Origin of the sequence: Plantibacter sp. lyk4-40-MEA-4 (assembly GCF_030209415.1) — a bacterium.
Taxonomy (GTDB): Bacteria; Actinomycetota; Actinomycetes; order Actinomycetales; family Microbacteriaceae; genus Plantibacter; species Plantibacter flavus_A.
Window position 1 is genome coordinate 276,579 of record NZ_JARVSA010000001.1, and the last position, 19,417, is coordinate 295,995.

Consider the following 19,417-nt stretch of genomic DNA (forward strand, 5'->3'; position numbering starts at 1 on the left):
GGCGCGGGGCGCTGACGTGACCGCTGGGTTGCGGGCGTCGGCGCGATGCGCTGACACGAGAGCGCCCGAACGGGCACGACCGCGGGGCTGGCGCGTGAGCGCGACGCTCCGGAGACCCGCGCTCAAGCGCATGACCCGCGCTCACGTCAGCGCACCGCGCTGACGCACCCACCGAGGAGGGTGTGCCCCACGTCGGCCGGCGGGTCAGGCCTCTCGGGTGATCTCGACCTTCACGAAGAGCTTCGAGCGGTAGGGGCCCGCGTACACCCCGCGGAGTGGGGAGACGTCACCGTAGTCACGACCCCGCCCGATGAGGACGTGACGCTCACCCACGTCGACCATGTTCGTCGGGTCGAACCCACGCCAGTCACCGCAGAACCACTCGACCCACGCGTGCGACTCACCCGTCACGGTCTCGCCGATCGCCGCGTGCGGCTTCGGGTGGAGATACCCCGACACGTAGCGGGCCGGGATCCCGACCGAACGCAGCGCCCCGAGGACGATGTGCGTGATGTCCTGACAGACGCCCTTGCGGTTCGCCCACGCCTCGGCAGCGGTCGAGTACACACTCGTGACGCCCTGCACGTAGTCCATCTGCTCGCCGATCTCCCGACTGATGGCCATCGCGGCCTCGCACGGGCTCTCGTGGCGGTCGGCGATGGTCCGGGCGAGCTCGACGAGGTCGTCCGGCGGCGTCGTGCGGCGCGTCTGTTCCAGGTGCTCCACCCGCGTCACGGCGGCCTGGGTCGCGATGTCGAGCTGCTCCCAGCCCGTCGGGTGCGGTTCGTGCTGGCGCGGCCGGACCTCGACGAGGCTCGTCGCTGTGAGCGAGAGCTCGTCGTGTGGGGTCAGCACCTCGAACGCCGAGACCTTCATGCCCCAGTAGTCGGTGTACGTCGACTGCGACGCTCCCGGCTGGATGTCGATGTGCGAGTACAGGACGTACTGGTCCTCGGTCGTCACCGGCAGCATGCGCGCCTCGTTGTACGACGCGTTGACCTTGCCGCCGTAGGAGAAGCCGGTGCTGTGCTTGATGTGGAGCCGGGTCATGAGTTCTCTCCGATCCACGCGGGCACCGCGTGAGTGGGGAAGTAGCGTTCGCGGATCGCCTCGGACACCTGGCTGGTGACGTTCTGCACGGCGTCCATCCGACCGGGGAGGTCGACGAGCGTGTCCTGGATGGGCCGGTATTCGAGGTCGCTCCGGATCTGTCCGAGCAAGCGCTGGGCGGAATCGACCGTCCCGACGCGGCCTCGGCGCGGTTCGAGGTCGCGCATGCACTCCTCGGCCCGACTGATGGAGAACATGACCGACCTGGGGAAGAGCTGGTCGAGCAGCAGGAACTCGGCCGCGTTCTTCGCGCTCGGCATGCCGCGGTACGTGCGCAGGTAGGCCTCGTAGGCGCCGCAGGAGCGGAGGATCGTCGTCCAGGACGGGCCACTCGCCTCGGTGAGCGACCGCGTCGCCAGGAGCCGGGCGGTCATGTCGGCGCGTTCGAGGCTGCGACCGAGGGTGAAGAAGCGCCAGGCGTCGTCACGACTCGTGGCGGAGTCGACGATGCCGACGGCGAGGGCCGAGCGCTCGCGCACCCACCCGAAGAACTCGTGCACCTTGTCGCTCGCGACCCGGCGCGGCATCCGGGCACGCGTCGTGTTGAGGCACTCCCAGAGCTCGGTCGACACGATCTCGCGGGCACGACGCGCGTTCTCGCGGGCTGCGCCGAGCGAGTAGGCGATCGACGCCGGGTGGGTGCGGTCGACGGCGAGCTGCGCGAGGACGTCCTGGCGGGTGAGCTCCTGGTCGGCGGGCGCGTCGCTCCCCATGACGGACAGCAGTGACCGGCAGGCGGTGTCCTCGTCGATCCACGGGTCCTCGAGCAGCAGCTGCAGGTGGACGTCGAGGATGCGCGCGGTGCCGTCGCTGCGCTCGATGTAGCGGCCGATCCAGAAGAGGCTCTCGGCGATGCGGCTCAGCATGATGCGTCCTCCTGCCCGGTGACAGCGGGCGTGGAGAGCGTCTGCTGCTGTTGCTCCTGCTGGTCCTGGTTGCCGACCGGACGGTCCTGGGGCGAGTGCTCCGGGGTCGTTCCGTGGTCGTAGATGATCGGGATCGACGTCGTCTCGGTCGTGGCCTGCTCGGCGACGAGGCCCTGGATGTCGTGTGACGAGGCCTCGGGCGCGGCGTTCGGGTCGAAGGCCCGGCCGACCACCCAGGTGTCCTTCGAGCCACCACCCTGGCTGGAGTTCACGACCAGCTGCCCCTCCGGCAGGGCGACGCGTGTGAGTCCGCCCGGCAGCACCCAGACGTCGTTGCCGTCGTTGACCGCGAACGGTCGCAGGTCGGCGTGGCGGGGACGCATGCCGTCCTCGACGAGCGTCGGGATGGTGGAGAGCATGACGACCGGCTGCGCGATCCAGCCGCGCGGGTCCTCCTGCAGCTTCGTCTTGAGGGTCGCGAGCTCCTCCTTCGAGGCGTCCGGGCCCACGACGAGGCCCTTGCCGCCGGAGCCGTCGACGGGCTTGATGACGAGCTCGTCGAGGCGGTCGAGGACCTCTTCGAGGGCGAGCGGGTCCTCGAGACGCCAGGTGTCGACGTTCGGGAGGATCGCGTCCTCGGCGAGGTAGTACTTGATGAGGTCGGGCAGGTACGTGTAGACGAGCTTGTCGTCGGCGACACCGTTCCCGACGGCGTTCGCGATGGTCACGTTGCCGAGACGTGCGGCGAGCATGAGCCCGGGCGAACCGAGCATGGAGTCGGCACGGAACGACAGCGGGTCGAGGAACTCGTCGTCGACGCGGCGGTAGATGACGTCGACGCGAGTGGGTCCGGCGGTCGTGCGCATGAAGACCTTGCCGCCGGAGCAGAAGAGGTCACGGCCCTCGACGAGTTCGACGCCCATGAGCCGCGCGAGCAGTGTGTGTTCGAAGTACGCGGAGTTGTACACGCCGGGGGTGAGGACGACGACGTTCGGGTCGTCGACGCCGGGCGGGGCCGACGCACGCAGTGCCTGCAGGAGCTTGTTGGGATAGTCGCCGACGGGCCGGACGCGCATCGAGACGAACAGCTCGGGGAGCGTCTGCGCCATCACGCGACGGTTGGAGATGACGTAGCTGACGCCGGACGGGACCCGGACGTTGTCCTCGAGGACGCGCATCTGACCGTGCTCGTCGCGGATGAGGTCGATACCGGAGACCTGGATGCGGACGCCGTTCGCAGCCTGGATCCCGTAGGCCTGCCGGTGGAAATGCGACGACGAGGAGATGAGCTTCGCGGGGATGACGCCGTCGCGCACGGCGAGCTGCGGGCCGTAGACGTCGGCGAGGAAGGCCTCGAGCGCCTTGACACGCTGTTTGATGCCGGCCTCGACCTGTGTCCACTCCTGCTGCTCGATCACCCGCGGGACCGCGTCGAGCGGGAACGGACGCTCCTCACCGGCGAAGTCGAAGGTGACGCCCTGCGCGAGGTAGGAGCTGGCGAGGGCGTCGGTGCGACCTCGGAGCTCCTCCTGGGTCATCCGAGCGAGGGAGCTGTAGATCTCCTGATACGCCCGCCTGGCGGTCGCACCACCCGCGTGTTCCGCCGCCTCGCCGAACATCTCGTCGAAGGCGGGGACGCCGCCCGGAGTCTTGCGCGGGGCGAGCGTGCCGCCATAGCCGTTGAACAGGTCACCCATGGGCCGACTCTACCGGGACACATGTTGCCGGGGTGTTTCGGAGCGCGGATCAGCAGCCCGCTCGATAGCACCGAGGCTGCCCGCATCCTGGCGAGAGAACCACGTCGTCGGAAAGCTCCGATGTCGCAGATGCGATGGCGTCGGCAATCAATCAACCCACCAGGCTGAAGATACTAGAAGCGAATAATGCTCTGACCATCCTCGGAGCCGCCTAGGAGGTTGAGCTCTTCGAGAAGCGTGGAGACGAGCTGCGGGCTTCCACTGGCGGATCTGGCCGCCAAGGTATACAGATCGTTAATCCAGTCGGACGTAGACCCATCATTGTCTTGGAACTCGTCCGTGAGGAATGACTCAACGGCATGGTAGGCGCCACTCGATTCACTCCGGCGACTGATTGTGAACCTGTAAGGCAGCCGACCGTCGTCGTCGTCCGCCCAAACGCGGTACTGCGTTTCAGCACCAACCTCAGCGAAATAGGTTGGGTCCGCCTCGATCTCGGGCTGCAACACGGACCATTGAAGCTTCTGCGCTTTGGTCAGATCAACCAATCGGCGCACGATCGTTTGCCACTCTTCATCATTGAGCATTGCTGCTAGCTCCCGTTCTAAATCGAAGTTCCGTCACCGCCGTGGCAATCTGAAGCCCAACCCTCCCCAGATCACTGCGGATTTCTGAGGTGGCACGAGCCACCTTGGGGCTTGAGCTTCGTGCGAGCAGCGCTTTTGCGTCCAACGCCTGCTCACTAAACTTGCGCAGATCATCGGCCAGGTTTCCAACGTCCTGCTCCTGCCTTGCTAGCAGCGTAGCCGCTTCAGCAGCCAGCATGCCGAAACGCAGCAGCAGAAACTGCGCAACAGGCTTGTTCTCGTTATCCGCCGCGTTTTCTAGGTCGCCAATTACTTGCTGAACAGCGCCGAGAACTAGGAGCAATTGACTCAAACTAAGCTTATGCTCCGTGGCGTCCACCGCGTCTTCAGCGGCCTCGGCAGCTTTCCGAGCTCGGCGCGCTTGCAGCCACGCGAGGAGTAAGCCAACAAGAGTCAATACGAGACCAACGACATCGAACCACCCGAAGGTTGTTTGCATATCGAACATCCCGCTCCATCCCTGCATAAGTGCTATGAGAATAGCCGACAATCAGCGGATCAGAGCCACTCGGGTTTGATTCAACCGTTAGCTGAGGGCGGCGATGTCCGGACCGATCCCGCTCGCACCGGCACTAGTGCGGGCCACGTGCACCATCGAATGCCCTACGCGACCGAGGCGGCGGTGAGGGCGGCCAGTTCGTCGGCGGAGAGTTCGAGCGTGGCGGAGGCGAGGAGGTCGGGCAGCTGCTCGACCGTGCGGGCGCTCGCGATCGGCGCGGCGACGGTCGGCTGCGAGCGGAGCCACGCGAGCGACACCGTCGCGACGGAGACGCCGTGGGCCGCGGCGACCTCGTCGAGGACGGGCAGGAGCGCGGCGTGGTCGGCGAGGTAGGCCTGCGCGCCCTCGGCACGGACGCTGTCGACGCTCGACCCCTCGCGGTACTTGCCCGTCAGGAAGCCCTTCGCGAGCGAGAAGTACGGCAGCACCGCGAGCTGCTCGCGCTCGGCGATCGTGCGCAGCTCGCCCTCGAACTCGCGCTCGACGAGGTTGTAGTGCGGCTGGAGGGCGATCGGGCGGTGGAGCCCCTTGGCCTCGACGATCTCGAACCACTCGGCGATCCGCGCTGCGGAGTAGTTGGAGATGCCGAGGTGGCGGACCTTGCCGGCGTCGACGAGCGACGACAGTGCCGTCACCGTCTCCTCCAGCGGGACGGACTCGTCGTCGAAATGCGCGTAGTAGAGGTCGATGTGGTCGGTGCGGAGGCGCTCGAGCGAGGCGTCGGCCGCCTTGAGGATGTTGTCGGCCGCGAGGCCTGTGAAGTCGGGGTGCTGGCTGACCTTGGTCGCGATGACGAGCTCGTCGCGGTTGCCTCGGAGTTCCTGCCACTCGCCGATGAGTCGCTCGGAGTCACCGCCGGTGTTGCCGGGCACCCACGCCGAGTAGCCGTCGGCGGTGTCGATGAAGTTGCCGCCGCCCGCGACGAAGGCGTCGAGGATGTCGAACGAGGTCTGCCGGTCGGCGGTCCAGCCGAACACGTTGCCGCCGAGGTTCAGCGGGAAGACGGACAGGTCGGACGTTCCGAGGGTGGTGCGGGCGTGAGTCATCTGATGATCCTCCTGGGTTCGGTGCATCACTGGTACTTCTCCTCACGCTAAGCCCGCGGACGGCTCGACTATTCCGTCGTGTCGTCCGATGACGAGCGGGCCACCGGAACCGGACTGGCTCTCCACGGCCCGGTGCCGGCCGTCCTACGGTGGCTCGATGGGCTATCGCATCGACGACTCGAAGGACCGCATCGACCGGGACGCCGTGTGGGCCCTGCTCCGCGAGGTCTACTGGGCGAAGTGGCGCAGCCGAGCCGACGTCGAGACGCAGATCGACGACGCCTGGCGCGTGATCGGCGTGTACGAGGAGGAGACGGGCGCACAGGTCGGTTTCGCACGAGCGGTGTCCGACGGACTCGGCTTCGGCTACCTCGCCGACGTCGTCGTGGACGAAGCGCACCGGGGCCACGGGCTCGGCAAGCGGATCGTGCAGGCCATGATCGACGACGGTCCCGGCGCGCACTTCCGGTGGACGCTCTTCACGAGCGACGCGCACGGCCTCTACGAGCAGTTCGGGTTCACCGACCCCGGCCCGACCGCGCTCGTCCGCCCAGCCGCGCAGCTGCCTGTCCACCCGACGCAGGTACCCACCGCCTGAGTTGCGGCACGTCGTCGCTGAACCGCGGCCCGGGCGACCGATCACCTCACTTCACCTCATCACTCTCGCCCGGCCTCCAGCCGCGACGGGCTAGCGTTGACGTATGTGGATCTCCGACGACGGCCGATACAACATCGTCGATGTGCCCGCGGAAGCGTATCCGGGGCGCGCCTATCTCCTCGAACTCGTCGCCGGACTCGATCCCGACGAGCTGCAGACGCTCGTGACCCGCATGCAGACGTTCGATGACGCGATGATCGACCGACTCGAGGTCCTCGTCGACGACGAGGCGCCCGAGGTCGCACCGGATCCGGAGCGTGAAGCGCCGTACGTCGATGAGATGATCCCGCGACGCGTCCTCGACTCGATCGACTGGGACGCGATCCTCACCCCACCGTTCCGGATCGAGGCGATCGACGTCGCCGGTGACCGCTGGCGCATGGATGCGTGGGCCTTCCTGGAGTCGATCGTCGAACCGCCCGTCACCCGACCGAGCGCTCGCAACCTCGGCTCCTCCCCCATCGATCCGGCGTAGACCCGCACCTGCCGAATAGGCTGGGTGTCATGACCGACGACGACGTCACCATGACGAACGAACCCTCGCCGCTGCTCGCCGAGGGAGCCGAACTCGAGCACCTGTACACGGGCGCGATCTGGAGCGAGGGCCCCGCGTGGATCGCCGAGACCCGCAGCGTGCGGTGGAGCGACATCCCGAACGACCGCATCCTCGAGTTCGACACCGCGACCGATGAGACGGCCGTGTTCCGGGACGGCGCCGAGTACACGAACGGCCGCACGATCGACCGCGAGGGCCGGGTCGTGCAGTGCAGCCATGGGCGTCGCGCGGTCGAGATCGAGGGGCCCGACGGCCCGATCACGCTCGTCGACCGTTGGGCCGGCGGCCGCTTCAATTCCCCGAACGACGTCGTCGTGCACTCCGACGGCTCGATCTGGTTCACCGACCCGCCGTACGGCATCGACGCCAGCGGGCGTGAGGGGCACCCGGGTGAGCAGGAGTACGACGGCTGCTACGTCTTCCGGTTCGAGCCGGACACCGGAGCGATCGAGCCGGTGATCACCGCCCTCGTCCACCCGAACGGGCTCGCGTTCTCACCCGACGGGTCGATCCTGTACGTGTCGGACACGGGTGACGGCGCACTCCGCATCGCCGCGTACGACGTCGCCGAGGACGGCGTCTCGGTCGTCTTCGGTGACACCCCGGGTCGCACCTTCGCGAGCACCGCGGTCCCCGCATCCGACGGCTTCAGGATCGATGTCGACGGCAACGTCTGGTCGTCTGCGGGCGACGGCGTCGAGGTCTTCGACCCCACCGGCGCGACCATCCTGCGCATCCCGGTCCCCGAGCGCACTGCGAACGTCTGCTTCGGTGACGAAGACGGCCGCACCCTCTACATCACGGCCAGCACGTCCCTCTACCGGATCCGAACCGCCACCCGCCAGAGCCCGCGAACTGTCACTCCAGCACAGTGACGGGGCGCTGGACTAGCCGTTGGTGACAGTTCGCGAGCTGGCTCGGGGGACGAGTTCGGGGGCGAAGACGATGTGGCGGGACGACGGGGGCGGGACGGGGGCACCGTCGGCGACCGCGAACTCCTGGAGGAGCAGCTCGACGGCCGCGACACCGAAGCCCTCGTGCGGCGCCCGCACCGAGGTGAGCGGGATGATCGACGACTCCGCGAACTCGATGTCGTCGTAGCCGACGATCGCGATGTCCTCGGGCACCCGGACCCCGTGCTCGACCACGAGCGTCTGCATGATGCCGAGTGCCAGCAGGTCGTTGACCGCGAAGACGGCGTCGGGACGTGCGTCGACCGGACGGGCGGCGATCGCCCGTCCGAGCTCGCGCCCCTCGGCGATCGTCCGCTCCGTGCCCGCGATCACCTCCAGCGTGGCTCCCGGAACCGCTGCGACGGCGGCACTCGCACCCTCGAAGCGGTCGGCGACCTGGCGGATGCCGAGCGGACCACCGACGAACGCGAGCCGACGACGACCGGTCTGCAGCAGGTGCTCCGCGGCGAGGAACCCACCCCGGACGTCGTCGACCGACACCGACGGCTGGTCCGGTGACGATGCGAGCTGCCCGACGAGGACCGACGGGATGCCCCGCTGCCGGATGCTCGTCAACCGCTCCTCGACGGACTCGTGGGAGGCGACGAGCATGCCCTGCACACGCTGCGCCTCGAACATGCCGAGATAGGCGTCCTCGCGCTCACGACTCCGGTTCGAGTTGGCGATGAACACCGAGAGACCGTCTTCGGCCGCGCGCTGCTCCACCCCCTCGGCGATGGTCGCGAAGAACGGGTTGCTGACGTCCGGCGCGATGTACGCGATGGTGCCGCTCCGACCGAGACGGAGCTGCCAGGCCGCGTTGTTCCGCACGAACCCCAGCTGGTCGATCGCCCGCTGGATGCGTTCCTGCTTCTCCGGCGAGACCCGATCGGGGTGGTTGATGTAGTGCGACACCGTCCCCATGGAGACGTCGGCGAGCGTCGCGACCTCGCGGATTCCGACTCGTCCCATGCTCAACCCCTCCTGTCGTCCTGCGGCGCTGCGGGCGCTCGCCCGCGGCCCGGCTCAGTCTAGATCGCCCGGTCCCGGGCGGTCCTGAGCGCTGCCGGGCTGCTGGTCGCGCGGCTCCGGGCCGGTCCGGTCCGGTCCGAGCGGCTCGGGGATCTCCACGCCGACCTCGATGAGGGCGTCGGTGACGACACGGATCGCGTTGAGGGCGCGAGGGAACCCCGCGTACTGCACGGTGTGGATGACCGTCTCGAGGATCTCCGTCGCGCTGCAGCCGACGTTGATCGCACCGCGGGTATGGCCGCGCAGCTGTGGTTCCAGCCCACCGAGCGCGACGAGAGCCGCGAGGGTGATGAGCTCCCGCTGCGCCAGCGTGAGCCCCGGCCGGGAGTAGATGTCGCCGAAGTTGAACTCGATACCGAAACGCGCGAGGTCCTGCGCGAGCCCGGTCTGCATCGCGACGAGCCCCTCCGACTTCCCCTCGCCGTACACCTCGTCGAACTTCGCCTTGCCGCGCTCGAGTCTCGTCATGTCCTCTGGTCCTGTCGTCATCGTCCGTCGCCTCAGATCGAGTGTCCGCCGTCGAGCGGCAGGATGAGGCCGGTGAGGTTCACGGCGGCGGGTGAGGCGAGGAAGACGACCGTCTCCGCGAGGTGCTCCGGCTCGCCGAGGAGCCGGGTGGGGATCTGCGCGAGGAGCGCCTCGCGGCGTTCCGGGGTGTCGTTGTCGCGGCCGGGGGTCGCCTGGGCTCCGGGGGCGAGCGCGTTGACGGTGACGCCCTGCTCGGCGACCTCGATCGCGAGCGCCTTCGTGAGTCCGACGACGCCGGCCTTGGCCGCGGCGTAGGCCGTCGCCCCGCGCACGAGGCGTCCGCCACTGACGGCGGCGATGGACGCGATGCTGATGATGCGACCGGAGCGCTGTTCGAGCATCGAGGGCAGGACCGCGCGCGTGACGTTGAACACCGAGTTGAGGTTGCGGTCCATCTGGGTCATCCAGGTCTCGTGCGTCATCTCGTGGAAGAAGCTGACCGCGCCGCCGCCCGCACCGTTCAGCAGGATGTCGACCCCGCCCCACTCGTCGACGACGCCGCCGACGGCAGCCTCGACGGCGTCGAAGTCGGTCAGATCGGCCGTCGCCGATGCGGCCCGCACCCCGTGCGCACGGACGAGTTCCGCCGTCTCCTCGAGCCCGGCGGCGTTGAGGTCGAGGCCGGCGACGTCTGCCCCCTCCGCGGCGAGCTTCTGGGCGATCACCCGGCCGAGCGCTCCTGCTGCTCCGGTGATGACGGCTCGTTTGCCCTGCAACCTCATGTGCGGTTCCGTTCCTCGTCCGGCGGGTCGAATCGCCGTTTATCGTCGTTGACTGTGGTCGTGCCGACATGATCGAGATCACGGGACGACGATCACCCATTCTCGTCGCCGTCTTGAAACGTGTCAATATGCATTCCGTCCAGCCGTCGTCATGCCGGAAGTGCCTCGCCGAGCGGAACTGATCCGACGCTTGACATGCGACCCGTGCGCGGTTAGCCTCGGCCATTGAAACGCTTCAACTTTGCTCGCGACCATCACCGCTCGCGTCTCAACATCACTGCCACATCTTCAAGGAGGAAATGTGTCCACAGCGCACCGGGCCCCGAAACGTCGGTCGGCCACCGCCATCGCCGCTCTCGGCGTCACCGCTCTCGCCCTGACCGCCTGCGCAGGGAACGGCGGCGCGTCGAGCGCCACGTCGTTCGACTACCTCGCGGCCGTCGAGAACTCGATCGTCCGCGACGAACTCACCGCTCTCGGCGACGGCGCGTGCGCCGCGAACGAGAAGGCGCTGCCGCTCAAGGTCGAGACCCTGCCCCAGGCCGACGTGCTCCAGCGCGTCACGCTGCTCGCCAGCCAGAACGCCCTGCCCACCACCTTCACCGCACCGACCGCACCGCTGCGGCCCGGCGGCACCCTCGGCGACGACGACACCGTCCTCGACCTCGAAGACACCCTCACCGAGCTGGGCGTCATGGACGACATCCTCCCCTCGGCCGTCGCCACCGTGAAGAACATCTACGGCGACCGGTTCGTCTCGATGCCATACCAGTACAACGTCGAGGGCTTCTTCTACAACAAGACGATGTTCACGGACCTCGGCATCGCGGTCCCGCAGACGTGGGACGAACTGCTCGACGCGGCCGACACCGTTCAGGCCTCGGGCAAGTCCGCCTTCACGGTCTCCGGTGCCCAGGGCTGGACGATCACCCGCTACATCAGCACCTACCTGTTCCGACTGCTCGGCCCGGACGCGATGAACGACATCGCCTCGGGCGACGCCAAGCTGACCGACCCCGAGTACGTCGAGGCGATCACCGCCGTCGCTGACCTCGGCAAGTATTTCGGTGCCGGCATCACGACGATGGACATGCAGACCGCGACGAGCGAGTTCTTCACCGGCAACGCGGCCATGATGTACAACGGCACCTGGATGCTCGCCGACGTCTACAACACCGAACTCAACCAGATCGGTGAGGACGCCGTGGGCTTCATGCCGTTCCCGACCGTCGAGGGCGGCAAGGGTTCGATCGACCAGTACCCGGCCAACACCGGTGCGGCGACCTCGTTCTCCACGAAGGGCTACGACGAGGAGAAGGTCGGCGGCTGGCTGAGCTGCATCGCGGAGAACTACGGCTCCAGCGTGCTGAAGAACCAGGGCGTCATCTCCGGGTTCAAGCTCAACGAAGAGGTGACCGACGTCCCCGCGCTCACCGCCGAGGTGCAGGGCATCATGGCCGACACCGATGAGACGGTCACCTGGTTCGAGACCTTCCTCCCCGAGAAGGCCGGCGTCGACGCCCAGACCAACGCCGCCCCGCTGCTCACCGGCGGCATCTCCCCCGAGGACTTCGCGGCGCTCGTCCAGGCCGGCGTGGACGCGGGTCTCAAGAAGTAACCGGCGATCCGGTCGCCGGCAGTCGCCCGGCGACCGGATCCGTCCGTCCGCGGACATCCACCTCTGCAGCGGGTCTCGCACCTCGCCGCCCAGCCTCACGGTCCCCCGACCGACTCAGGAGCACAGCATGAAAGACGTCCTCGGCGACAGGAAGGCCATCGCCATCCTGCTGGGCCCGGCCCTGCTCATCTTCACCCTGGTGAAGCTCGTCCCGGTGATGTGGTCGTTCGGCCTCACCTTCTTCCAGGGCGACCTGCGCGGCTTCGAGTTCGTCGGCCTCGACAACTTCGCCCAGCTGTTCGCCGACCCGACGGCACCGGAAGCGATCTTCTTCAGCATCAAGTACTCGCTCATCGCGACGGTCGCGCAGATCGCCCTCGGGTACGCACTCTCCCTCTTCTACGTCTTCGTCCTGAAGAAGGCGTCGACGCTCGTCCGCACGCTCGTGTTCTTCCCGGTCGTGCTGCCGACCGTCGCCGTCGGTCTGCTGTTCAAGCGCCTGTTCGAGGTCGCGCCGCAGACCGGACCGGTCAACGCCATCCTGAACGGCTTCGGCATCGACTCGGTGGACTGGTTCAGCTCGCCCGACAGCGCGTTCGTCGTGATCATCATCATGGACCTCTGGCGGTCGATGGGCTTCTACGCCGTCCTGCTCTATGCGGGGCTCCTCGACATCCCCGAGGAGGTGATCGAGTCGGCCCGCATCGACGGTGCCCGCGGCCTGAAGCTCGTCCGGTACATCATCGTGCCGCTGTCACTCCCCGTCCTGCTGTCCGCGGTGATCTTCAGTTTCAACGCGACGCTCAAGGTGTTCGACTCGGTGCTCGCCTTGACGGGCGGCGGGCCAGGGACGGCCACGACCCCGCTGACGCTGTACATGTACAACACGACGTTCACGTACCAGAACTACGGCTACGGCTCGACGCTCGCATTCGTGCTCACGATCATGTGCTTCCTCGTGACGCTCCTGATCTTCAAGACCTCCCGCAAAGACCTGACGAAGGACTGACGCCATGACGACCGCCATCACCCCGGCGCCCGGCGCCACCACACCGGCCTCGAGCGGCAGCGGCGACGGATCCGGCATCGCCGTCCGCCGGCCGAAGATGCGTCGCGCTCCCCGCTCGCGCGCCTACTACCTGCGGAAACTGCCCTCGGTCATCCTCATCGGACTCCTGCTCGTGATCGAGATCTACCCGATCGTCTGGCTGTTCCTGTCCTCGTTCAAGAACCAGCGCGAGTTCCTGCAGGAGTCCACCTTCTCCCTCCCGGAGTCGTGGAGCTTCGACAACTACGTCACCGCCTGGACGACCGGCAACATCTCGCAGAACCTGCTCAACAGCGTCATCGTGACCCTGCCGTCACTCGTCTTCATCCTCATCTTCGGCGTCGCCGCCGCCTTCGCCCTCGAGGTGATGGTGTGGAAGCGCCGCAACCTGACGCTGCTGCTGTTCATCTCCGGCATCATGATCCCCGGCCAGATGATCCTCGTCCCGCTGTTCGTCGCCTACTTCAACCTCGGCCTCACGAACACGTACTGGCCGATGATCATCACCTACACGGCGCTCGGGATGCCGCTGACGGTCTTCATGATGACCGCCTACTTCCGGGCCGTGCCGCGCGAGGTGTTCGAGGCGTCGACGATCGACGGAGCCGGCATCATCCGTTCCTTCTGGTCCATCGGACTGCCGATGGTGCGGAACGCGCTCTTCACGATCGGGCTCGTCCAGTTCCTCTCCATCTGGAACGACCTGCTCATCTCGCTGACCTTCACGACGAACGCCGACCTCCGCACCATCCAGGCCGGCCTGTTGAACTTCAGTGGGGAGTTCGGCCAGGTCGACTACGGGCCGCTGTTCGCGGGCATCTGCATCAACGTCTTCTCACTGCTCGTCGTGTTCGTGTTCCTCAACCAGCGGATCATGAAGGGGCTGGCATCCGGCGCACTCAAGGGGTGATGCCCGAGTGCCCGACGACTGCAGGATGGACGACATGATCAACGACGACACGACCCACACCTCCTCCACCGGCCGGACGACCGCGGCAGTGGCGACACCAGACGACCTCCGACCGCTCGGCTCGACCGGGCTCGTCGTGAGCCCGGTCACGGTCGGCACCTCAGGACTCGGCACGCCGGCGAGCGCCGACGGCTCCCCCGGCCCGGGCTCCACGGCGTTCGCATCGGCCGCCCTCCGTGGTCCGAATCTGCTTGTGGACACGTCGAACAACTACTCGGACGGACGCAGCGAGACGGCGATCGGCGACGCCATCCGTCAGAGCGGTCTGCCCGAGGGACGCGGAGTGGTGACGAAGGCCGACCAGGATCCGGCGACGGCGATGTTCGACCGCGACCGGGTGCTGCGGTCCTTCGAGGAGAGCCTCGAGCGGCTCGGCGTGGAGCGCATCCCGGTGTTCCACCTGCACGACCCGTACTCGGTGTCGTTCGAGGAGGCGTCGGCACCGGGTGGTGCGATCGAGGGCATGCTGGCACTCAAGGAGCAGGGCTTGGTCGACGCGATCGGGATCGCGGCCGGTCCGCTCAGCGTCATGCTGCCGTATGTGCGGACCGGCGCGTTCGACGTGCTGCTGTCGCACAACCGGTTCACGCTCGTCGACCGGTCGGCGACCGGCCTGCTGGAGGAGGCGCGCTCGCTCGGGATGGGCGTCTTCAACGCGGCTCCGTTCGGGGGCGGACTCCTCGCCGGGCGTCGTGGCCGTGACGGCAAGCCGGCCACGTACGCGTACCAGGCCGGATCACCCGAGTTGCTCGCCTGGGTCGACCGTGCCGACGAGCTGGCCACCCGCCACGGCATCCCGCTCGCGGCTGCCGCACTCGCGTTCTCGACGAGATCGGAACTCGTCGACTCCACCGTCGTGGGGATGAACCGGCCCGAGCGGTTGGAACAGGTCGAGACGCTGCGAACGACCCCCATCCCCGAGGACTTCTGGTCGGACCTCGACGCCCTCGGCACCCCGCCGAGCACCATCACCGACTGAGCCCGTTCTCCATCCATCCATCCATCCACCCGTCCACCCACCCGCTCACCCACCCGCTCCCCTCTCCCTTCCACTGTCCCTTTCTCAGGAGTCCGCCGGCGTGGCGTCCGCTGGCCGGGCCGGCGCGCCGATGACCTCCTGAGAAAGGGACGCCCGACGATGAAGGCCGCATCACGATGAAGGTTGCACGACGATGAACGACTCAGCAGGGCTCGCGGCGTCGTGGGTCGAAGACCCGATCCCGGGGACCGGTCGGCGGCGCCCCCGAGCCGACGAACTGAGCGACGCACGTCGGCTGTCCCTCAACGGCGACTGGGCGTTCACGCTCTCGCCCACGGCCGACGGGACGGGCGACACCTTCGGTGATCCGTCGCTCGACGACTCCTCCTGGGACCGCATCCGGGTGCCCGCGCACTGGGTCCTCGAGGGCCACGGGCAGCCGCTGTACACGAACACCGCGTTCCCGATCCCGATCGACCCGCCTCGCGTGCCCGAGGAGAACCCGACGGGCGACTACCGCCGTACCTTCACCCTGCCGGAGGACTGGCGTCGCGCTGACACGGTGCTGCGCTTCCAGGGTGTCGACTCCTGCGGGACCGTGTGGTTGAACGGCGTGCTCCTCGGCCACAGCAAGGGCAGCCGTCTCCCGGTGGAGTACGACGTCGGCGAGCACCTCGTCCCCGGTGAGAACGTCCTCGCCGTGCGGGTGCACCGGTGGTCGAGCGGCACGTACCTGGAGGACCAGGACATGTGGTGGTTGCCGGGGATCTTCCGCGACGTCGACCTCCTGGAACGCCCGGCCGGCGCGATCGACGACGTCCAGGTCCGCGCGAGCTACGACCATCGCGACGGCATCGGCGTCCTGCGCGTCGACACCGACGTCCCCGGCCTCGTCGACGTCCCCGAGCTCGGCATCCTCGACCTCCCCACCGGCACCGCGACCGCTCTGCCGGTCGAGCCCTGGAGCGCCGAGGTACCGCGCCTCTACACGGCGCAACTCAGGCCGCGGCCGACCGATGAGACGCCCGTGGCCGACGAGACCGTCGAGCTGCGCATCGGGTTCCGCACCGTCTCCATCGAGGACGGCCGCTTCCTCGTGAACGGCGTCCCGGTGCTGTTCCGCGGGGTCAACCGGCACGAGCACGACCAGGACCGCGGCCGTTCACTCGACACGGAGACCATGCGGCAGGACATCCTGCTCATGAAGCAGCACAACCTCAACGCTGTGCGCACGAGCCACTACCCGCCCCACCCGGACTTCCTCCGCCTCTGCGACGAGCTGGGGCTGTGGGTGGTCGAGGAGTGCGACCTCGAGACCCACGGCTTCATCTACACCGACTGGGCCGGCAACCCGCCGACGGAGCCGGTCTGGCGCGACGCGATGCTCGACCGTGTCCAGCGGATGGTCGAGCGCGACAAGAACCACCCGTCGATCGTCGTGTGGTCGATGGCGAACGAGAGCTGGGTCGGCGAGAACTTCGACGTGCTGGAGCAGTGGATCCGCGAGCGTGATCCGTCCCGGCCGATCATGTACGAGCGCGATCCGTCGTATCGGAACTCGGACTTCTCCAGCCTCATGTACCCCGACCAGGAGCTGCTCGAGGCCATCGGCCGTCGCGAGGAACCGACCCCCGTGGGCGTCGTGGCGGGGTCGCCGGACGACGTGCGTCGGCGGCGACTCCCGTTCCTGCTCTGCGAGTACGCGCACGCGATGGGAAACGGCCCGGGGTCGCTCGTCGACTACCAGCGGATCCTCGAGTCCTCCGACCGGTTCTGCGGCGGCTTCGTCTGGGAGTGGATCGACCACGGCTTCCGCAGCACCGACGCCGCCGGGAACGAGTTCGTCATGCACGGTGGCGATGTCGCCTTCCGACCGAACGGCGGACGCTACTGCCTCGACGGACTCGTCTTCGCCGACCGCACGCCCTCCCCCGGCCTCGCCGAGCTGCACGCCGCGATCAGTCCGGTCGAGCTCCTGGCGGACGCCACCACCGGCACGCTGACGGTCAGGAACAAACACGACATGCGGTCACTCGATCACCTGGCGCTCCGGTGGCAGCTGGAGGACGACGGCCTCGCCGTCGCGTCGGGCGCGTTGACGACACCGCCCGTCGACCCCCGGAGCGCGGCGACCGTCGACCTGCCGGCCGAGGCGACCGTGCCGACCGCCGGTGTCGATCCCGTCTCCGGCGCACCCGTCGAGCGTTGGCTCACCGTGCGCGCGGTCCTGGCGGCCGACGAGCCGTGGGCGGCAGCGGGACACGAGGTCGCGTTCGGGCAGGCGCGGATCGCCGCCGACCGACCGGCGGATCCGACCGGCGTCACCGTTCCCGTGGCGTCCGCGGCGCGCAGACCCCTCGCTCACGCCGACCGCACGCCGGGCCACCGCATCACCCTCGGCGCAGGCTCCTTCGACGCCCGCACCGGCCGACTCCGCGCGCTCGGCGATCTCGAGTTCGACGGGCCCGTCCTCGACATCATGCGCGCACCCACCGAGAACGACCGGGGCCAGGGGCCGCGGAACACGGCCGCAGCCAGTTGGAAGCTCACGGGACTCGACCGCTTCCTCCACCGGACCGACGCCGTCGAGCGGATCGACGACGGGCAGGGCGGCGGCCTGCGGGTCTCCGGCCGCAGCGCCCCGGCCGCGCACGGGCTCGGCCTGCGCTGGACGTTCGACTGGACCGACGCGGGCGGCGCCCTGGACCTGTCGGTCACCGTCGTCCCCGAGGGGATCTGGGAGCACACCCCCATCGGCGATCACATGCTGACGCTGCCGCGCCTGGGCCTCCGACTCGGACTACCGGGCAACTACACGGATGCGACGTGGTTCGGTCGGGGCCCGGGCGAGTCGTACGTCGACAGCCTCGCCGCGGCGCGCGTCGGTCGCTTCACGAGCAGTGTCGACGGGCTCCAGACCGACTACCCGGTGCCCGAGGAGAACGGCAACCACGTCGGAACGCGGTGGGTGGAACTCACCGGCGACGGCCTGCCGACCCTGCGAGCCGAGCAGCTGCAGGACACCGGCTTCGACTTCACCGCCAGACGATGGACGAGCGAAGCGCTCGAGGAGGCCCGCCACCCGCAGGACCTCCGAGACTCCGGCCGTGTGTGGCTCAACCTCGACCACGCGCAGCACGGGCTCGGCAGCTCGTCGTGCGGGCCGGCCCTGCCCGAGCGCTACCGGGTGCCGGTGGCGGAGACGACCTTCGGTGTGCGGCTGCGGACGCTCACGCCCGACCCTGCAGGATGAGGTTCCAGTACACCCAGGGCAGGACGTGGCGGTCGGCGATGAACGTGAACCGGCGCTCCTTCGCGAGTCCGTTCCAGAACGGGATCGAGGGCTTCGGGCGGTAGCGGTCGTCGAACTCGGCGAACACCACCGTCCCGCGGGAGACCGTGAACGGGCACACCGAGTAGCCGTTGTAGACCGTGCTCGGCTCCTGGCCGGACCGCACGGCGACGAGGTTCTTCGCGAGGGTCTTCGTCTGTTGCCTGAGGGCTCCGCCGGACTTCGAGCTCATCACCGCGGCGGCGTCGCCGAGCGCCCAGACGTCCGGGAAGCGCGGATGCCGCAGGGTCAGCGAGTCGACCTCGACGAAGCCACCCGGGTTGCCGGGCTCGGCGAGCGCCGTTGCCGCGAGCCAGTCCGGAGCGGACTGCGGCGGCACCGCGTGGAGGACGTCGTAGGGGATCTCCTCCCGAAGTCCCCCCGTCACGCCGTCCTGCCCGCGATCCGGGCCGTCCTGCGGGTCGGTCTGCGCGATGGTCACCACGCGCTGCTCCGGGTCGACCGCGACGAGCTCGCGCGAGAACCGCACCTCGATGCCGTACTCGGCGACCTTGCGGTCGAGTTCGGCGTCGATCATCGGCATGCCGAACATCGTGGGTGTGGGCACGACGAGCACCACACGGATGTCGTCGAGGACGCCCGTCTGCCGCCAGTGGTCGCACGCGAGGTACATCGGCTTCTGCGCGGCGCCCGAGCAGCTCGCGGGGCCGGCGGGCTGCGTGAACACGACGGTGCCCGAGCGGACCGACCGGAGCACGCGCGAGGCCTTCTGCGCGTACTCGAACGTGTAGTTGGAGATCCCCACCGGCGAGGCCATCGCCTCCGTCAGACCGGGCACGGCGTCCCAGTCCTGCTGGATGCCCGGAGCGACGATGAGCTGGGCGTACTCGACGGCGGTGCCGGATTCGAGCGTCAGCGTCTTCGCGACCGGGTCGACGGACCGGACCCGGTCCTGGATCCAGGTCACGCCCTTCGGCGTCACCGCGCGCTGGGGCCTCGTGGCCGCCGTCGCGGACGCGGTCCCGCCCGCGACGTGCGAGAACATCGGCTGATACCGGTGGTGTTCGCGCGGTTCGATGACTGCGACGTCATCGACCCCGTATCGCCGGAGCCTGCCAGCGACGGACAGACCGGCGTTGCCGCCACCGATGACGACCACCTCGTGATGGAGCGGAGCCCTGCTGGAGTCGGTCACG

18 protein-coding genes are annotated in these 19,417 nt (G+C 68.4%); 8 read left to right on the forward strand and 10 right to left on the reverse strand.

Features of this window, described 5'->3' with window-relative positions; genetic code table 11:
* Window positions 1-204 precede the first annotated feature (204 nt).
* From QRN44_RS01365 to QRN44_RS01390, 6 genes are all read right to left on the reverse strand, one after another.
* Window positions 205-1,050, reverse strand: coding sequence for a transglutaminase family protein (locus tag QRN44_RS01365; protein ID WP_064295754.1), 846 nt, complete (start codon window positions 1,048-1,050; stop codon window positions 205-207).
* A complete protein-coding gene (locus tag QRN44_RS01370) occupies window positions 1,047-1,976 on the reverse strand; it encodes an alpha-E domain-containing protein (protein ID WP_064295753.1) in 930 nt (309 codons plus the stop codon). The genes QRN44_RS01365 and QRN44_RS01370 overlap by 4 nt, the downstream gene beginning before the upstream one ends.
* Window positions 1,970-3,673, reverse strand: a complete 1,704-nt coding sequence (locus tag QRN44_RS01375) for a circularly permuted type 2 ATP-grasp protein (RefSeq protein WP_121292247.1) — start codon at window positions 3,671-3,673, stop codon at window positions 1,970-1,972. Before QRN44_RS01375 ends, QRN44_RS01370 begins: the two co-directional genes overlap by 7 nt.
* A gap of 173 nt (window positions 3,674-3,846) precedes the next feature.
* Complete coding sequence (locus QRN44_RS01380; RefSeq protein ID WP_285038107.1) at window positions 3,847-4,260, reverse strand: hypothetical protein; 414 nt, start codon at window positions 4,258-4,260, stop codon at window positions 3,847-3,849.
* Complete coding sequence (locus QRN44_RS01385; RefSeq protein ID WP_285038108.1) at window positions 4,250-4,768, reverse strand: hypothetical protein; 519 nt, start codon at window positions 4,766-4,768, stop codon at window positions 4,250-4,252. Before QRN44_RS01385 ends, QRN44_RS01380 begins: the two co-directional genes overlap by 11 nt.
* 155 nt (window positions 4,769-4,923) lie before the next feature.
* Complete coding sequence (locus QRN44_RS01390; protein WP_064295751.1) at window positions 4,924-5,865, reverse strand: aldo/keto reductase; 942 nt, start codon at window positions 5,863-5,865, stop codon at window positions 4,924-4,926.
* A 157-nt stretch (window positions 5,866-6,022) separates the two neighbouring features.
* On the opposite strand from QRN44_RS01390, the gene QRN44_RS01395 reads away from it, so the two are divergent.
* From QRN44_RS01395 to QRN44_RS01405, 3 genes are all read left to right on the forward strand, one after another.
* On the forward strand, window positions 6,023-6,463 hold the full coding sequence (locus tag QRN44_RS01395) for a GNAT family N-acetyltransferase (protein WP_121292244.1): 441 nt from the start codon (window positions 6,023-6,025) through the stop codon (window positions 6,461-6,463).
* Between the two features lie 103 nt (window positions 6,464-6,566).
* The gene (locus QRN44_RS01400; protein WP_064295749.1) at window positions 6,567-6,998 is read left to right on the forward strand and encodes a hypothetical protein; all 432 of its coding nucleotides are present in this window, start codon (window positions 6,567-6,569) and stop codon (window positions 6,996-6,998) included.
* A gap of 29 nt (window positions 6,999-7,027) precedes the next feature.
* Entirely contained in the window at window positions 7,028-7,954 is a 927-nt protein-coding gene (locus QRN44_RS01405; protein WP_285038109.1) for an SMP-30/gluconolactonase/LRE family protein, read from the forward strand.
* Between the two features lie 12 nt (window positions 7,955-7,966).
* Here QRN44_RS01405 and QRN44_RS01410 read toward each other — a convergent pair whose 3' ends face one another.
* From QRN44_RS01410 to QRN44_RS01420, 3 genes are read right to left on the reverse strand one after another with little or no spacing between them, the layout of a single operon-like run.
* The gene (locus tag QRN44_RS01410) at window positions 7,967-9,004 is read right to left on the reverse strand and encodes a LacI family DNA-binding transcriptional regulator (protein WP_121292242.1); all 1,038 of its coding nucleotides are present in this window, start codon (window positions 9,002-9,004) and stop codon (window positions 7,967-7,969) included.
* A gap of 54 nt (window positions 9,005-9,058) precedes the next feature.
* Window positions 9,059-9,553 (reverse strand): carboxymuconolactone decarboxylase family protein, encoded by a 495-nt coding sequence (locus QRN44_RS01415; RefSeq protein ID WP_199687187.1) that lies wholly within the window; start codon window positions 9,551-9,553, stop codon window positions 9,059-9,061.
* An 11-nt stretch (window positions 9,554-9,564) separates the two neighbouring features.
* Window positions 9,565-10,314 carry an SDR family NAD(P)-dependent oxidoreductase gene (locus QRN44_RS01420; protein ID WP_121292238.1) on the reverse strand — a complete coding sequence of 250 codons (750 nt, stop codon included), beginning with the start codon at window positions 10,312-10,314 and terminating at the stop codon, window positions 9,565-9,567.
* Between the two features lie 301 nt (window positions 10,315-10,615).
* Here QRN44_RS01420 and QRN44_RS01425 point away from each other — a divergent pair, with 301 nt between their 5' ends.
* From QRN44_RS01425 to QRN44_RS01445, 5 genes are all read left to right on the forward strand, one after another.
* Window positions 10,616-11,932 carry an ABC transporter substrate-binding protein gene (locus QRN44_RS01425; protein ID WP_079003547.1) on the forward strand — a complete coding sequence of 439 codons (1,317 nt, stop codon included), beginning with the start codon at window positions 10,616-10,618 and terminating at the stop codon, window positions 11,930-11,932.
* Between the two features lie 127 nt (window positions 11,933-12,059).
* Window positions 12,060-12,941 (forward strand): carbohydrate ABC transporter permease, encoded by an 882-nt coding sequence (locus QRN44_RS01430; RefSeq protein WP_064295739.1) that lies wholly within the window; start codon window positions 12,060-12,062, stop codon window positions 12,939-12,941.
* A gap of 4 nt (window positions 12,942-12,945) precedes the next feature.
* Complete coding sequence (locus tag QRN44_RS01435) at window positions 12,946-13,890, forward strand: carbohydrate ABC transporter permease (RefSeq protein ID WP_285038110.1); 945 nt, start codon at window positions 12,946-12,948, stop codon at window positions 13,888-13,890.
* 34 nt (window positions 13,891-13,924) lie between these two features.
* Window positions 13,925-14,929, forward strand: coding sequence for an aldo/keto reductase (locus tag QRN44_RS01440; RefSeq protein WP_121292677.1), 1,005 nt, complete (start codon window positions 13,925-13,927; stop codon window positions 14,927-14,929).
* A 193-nt stretch (window positions 14,930-15,122) separates the two neighbouring features.
* Entirely contained in the window at window positions 15,123-18,182 is a 3,060-nt protein-coding gene (locus QRN44_RS01445; protein WP_121292236.1) for a glycoside hydrolase family 2 TIM barrel-domain containing protein, read from the forward strand.
* Here QRN44_RS01445 and QRN44_RS01450 read toward each other — a convergent pair.
* Window positions 18,160-19,416 (reverse strand): NAD(P)/FAD-dependent oxidoreductase, encoded by a 1,257-nt coding sequence (locus QRN44_RS01450; protein WP_121292234.1) that lies wholly within the window; start codon window positions 19,414-19,416, stop codon window positions 18,160-18,162. The two genes, QRN44_RS01445 and QRN44_RS01450, sit on opposite strands and share 23 nt — an antisense overlap.
* Between the last annotated feature and the right edge of the window lies 1 nt (window position 19,417).

What these genes read in the sequence shown, in the direction of transcription:
- QRN44_RS01365 (WP_064295754.1), bottom strand. Translation starts at nt 1,050, where the DNA reads ATGACCCGGCTCCACATCAAGCACAGCACCGGCTTCTCCTACGGCGGC.
- QRN44_RS01370 (WP_064295753.1), bottom strand. Translation starts at nt 1,976, where the DNA reads ATGCTGAGCCGCATCGCCGAGAGCCTCTTCTGGATCGGCCGCTACATC.
- QRN44_RS01375 (WP_121292247.1), bottom strand. Translation starts at nt 3,673, where the DNA reads ATGGGTGACCTGTTCAACGGCTATGGCGGCACGCTCGCCCCGCGCAAG.
- QRN44_RS01380 (WP_285038107.1), bottom strand. Translation starts at nt 4,260, where the DNA reads ATGCTCAATGATGAAGAGTGGCAAACGATCGTGCGCCGATTGGTTGAT.
- QRN44_RS01385 (WP_285038108.1), bottom strand. Translation starts at nt 4,768, where the DNA reads ATGTTCGATATGCAAACAACCTTCGGGTGGTTCGATGTCGTTGGTCTC.
- QRN44_RS01390 (WP_064295751.1), bottom strand. Translation starts at nt 5,865, where the DNA reads ATGACTCACGCCCGCACCACCCTCGGAACGTCCGACCTGTCCGTCTTC.
- QRN44_RS01395 (WP_121292244.1), top strand. Translation starts at nt 6,023, where the DNA reads ATGGGCTATCGCATCGACGACTCGAAGGACCGCATCGACCGGGACGCC.
- QRN44_RS01400 (WP_064295749.1), top strand. Translation starts at nt 6,567, where the DNA reads ATGTGGATCTCCGACGACGGCCGATACAACATCGTCGATGTGCCCGCG.
- QRN44_RS01405 (WP_285038109.1), top strand. Translation starts at nt 7,028, where the DNA reads ATGACCGACGACGACGTCACCATGACGAACGAACCCTCGCCGCTGCTC.
- QRN44_RS01410 (WP_121292242.1), bottom strand. Translation starts at nt 9,004, where the DNA reads ATGGGACGAGTCGGAATCCGCGAGGTCGCGACGCTCGCCGACGTCTCC.
- QRN44_RS01415 (WP_199687187.1), bottom strand. Translation starts at nt 9,553, where the DNA reads ATGACGACAGGACCAGAGGACATGACGAGACTCGAGCGCGGCAAGGCG.
- QRN44_RS01420 (WP_121292238.1), bottom strand. Translation starts at nt 10,314, where the DNA reads ATGAGGTTGCAGGGCAAACGAGCCGTCATCACCGGAGCAGCAGGAGCG.
- QRN44_RS01430 (WP_064295739.1), top strand. Translation starts at nt 12,060, where the DNA reads ATGAAAGACGTCCTCGGCGACAGGAAGGCCATCGCCATCCTGCTGGGC.
- QRN44_RS01435 (WP_285038110.1), top strand. Translation starts at nt 12,946, where the DNA reads ATGACGACCGCCATCACCCCGGCGCCCGGCGCCACCACACCGGCCTCG.
- QRN44_RS01440 (WP_121292677.1), top strand. Translation starts at nt 13,925, where the DNA reads ATGATCAACGACGACACGACCCACACCTCCTCCACCGGCCGGACGACC.
- QRN44_RS01445 (WP_121292236.1), top strand. Translation starts at nt 15,123, where the DNA reads ATGAACGACTCAGCAGGGCTCGCGGCGTCGTGGGTCGAAGACCCGATC.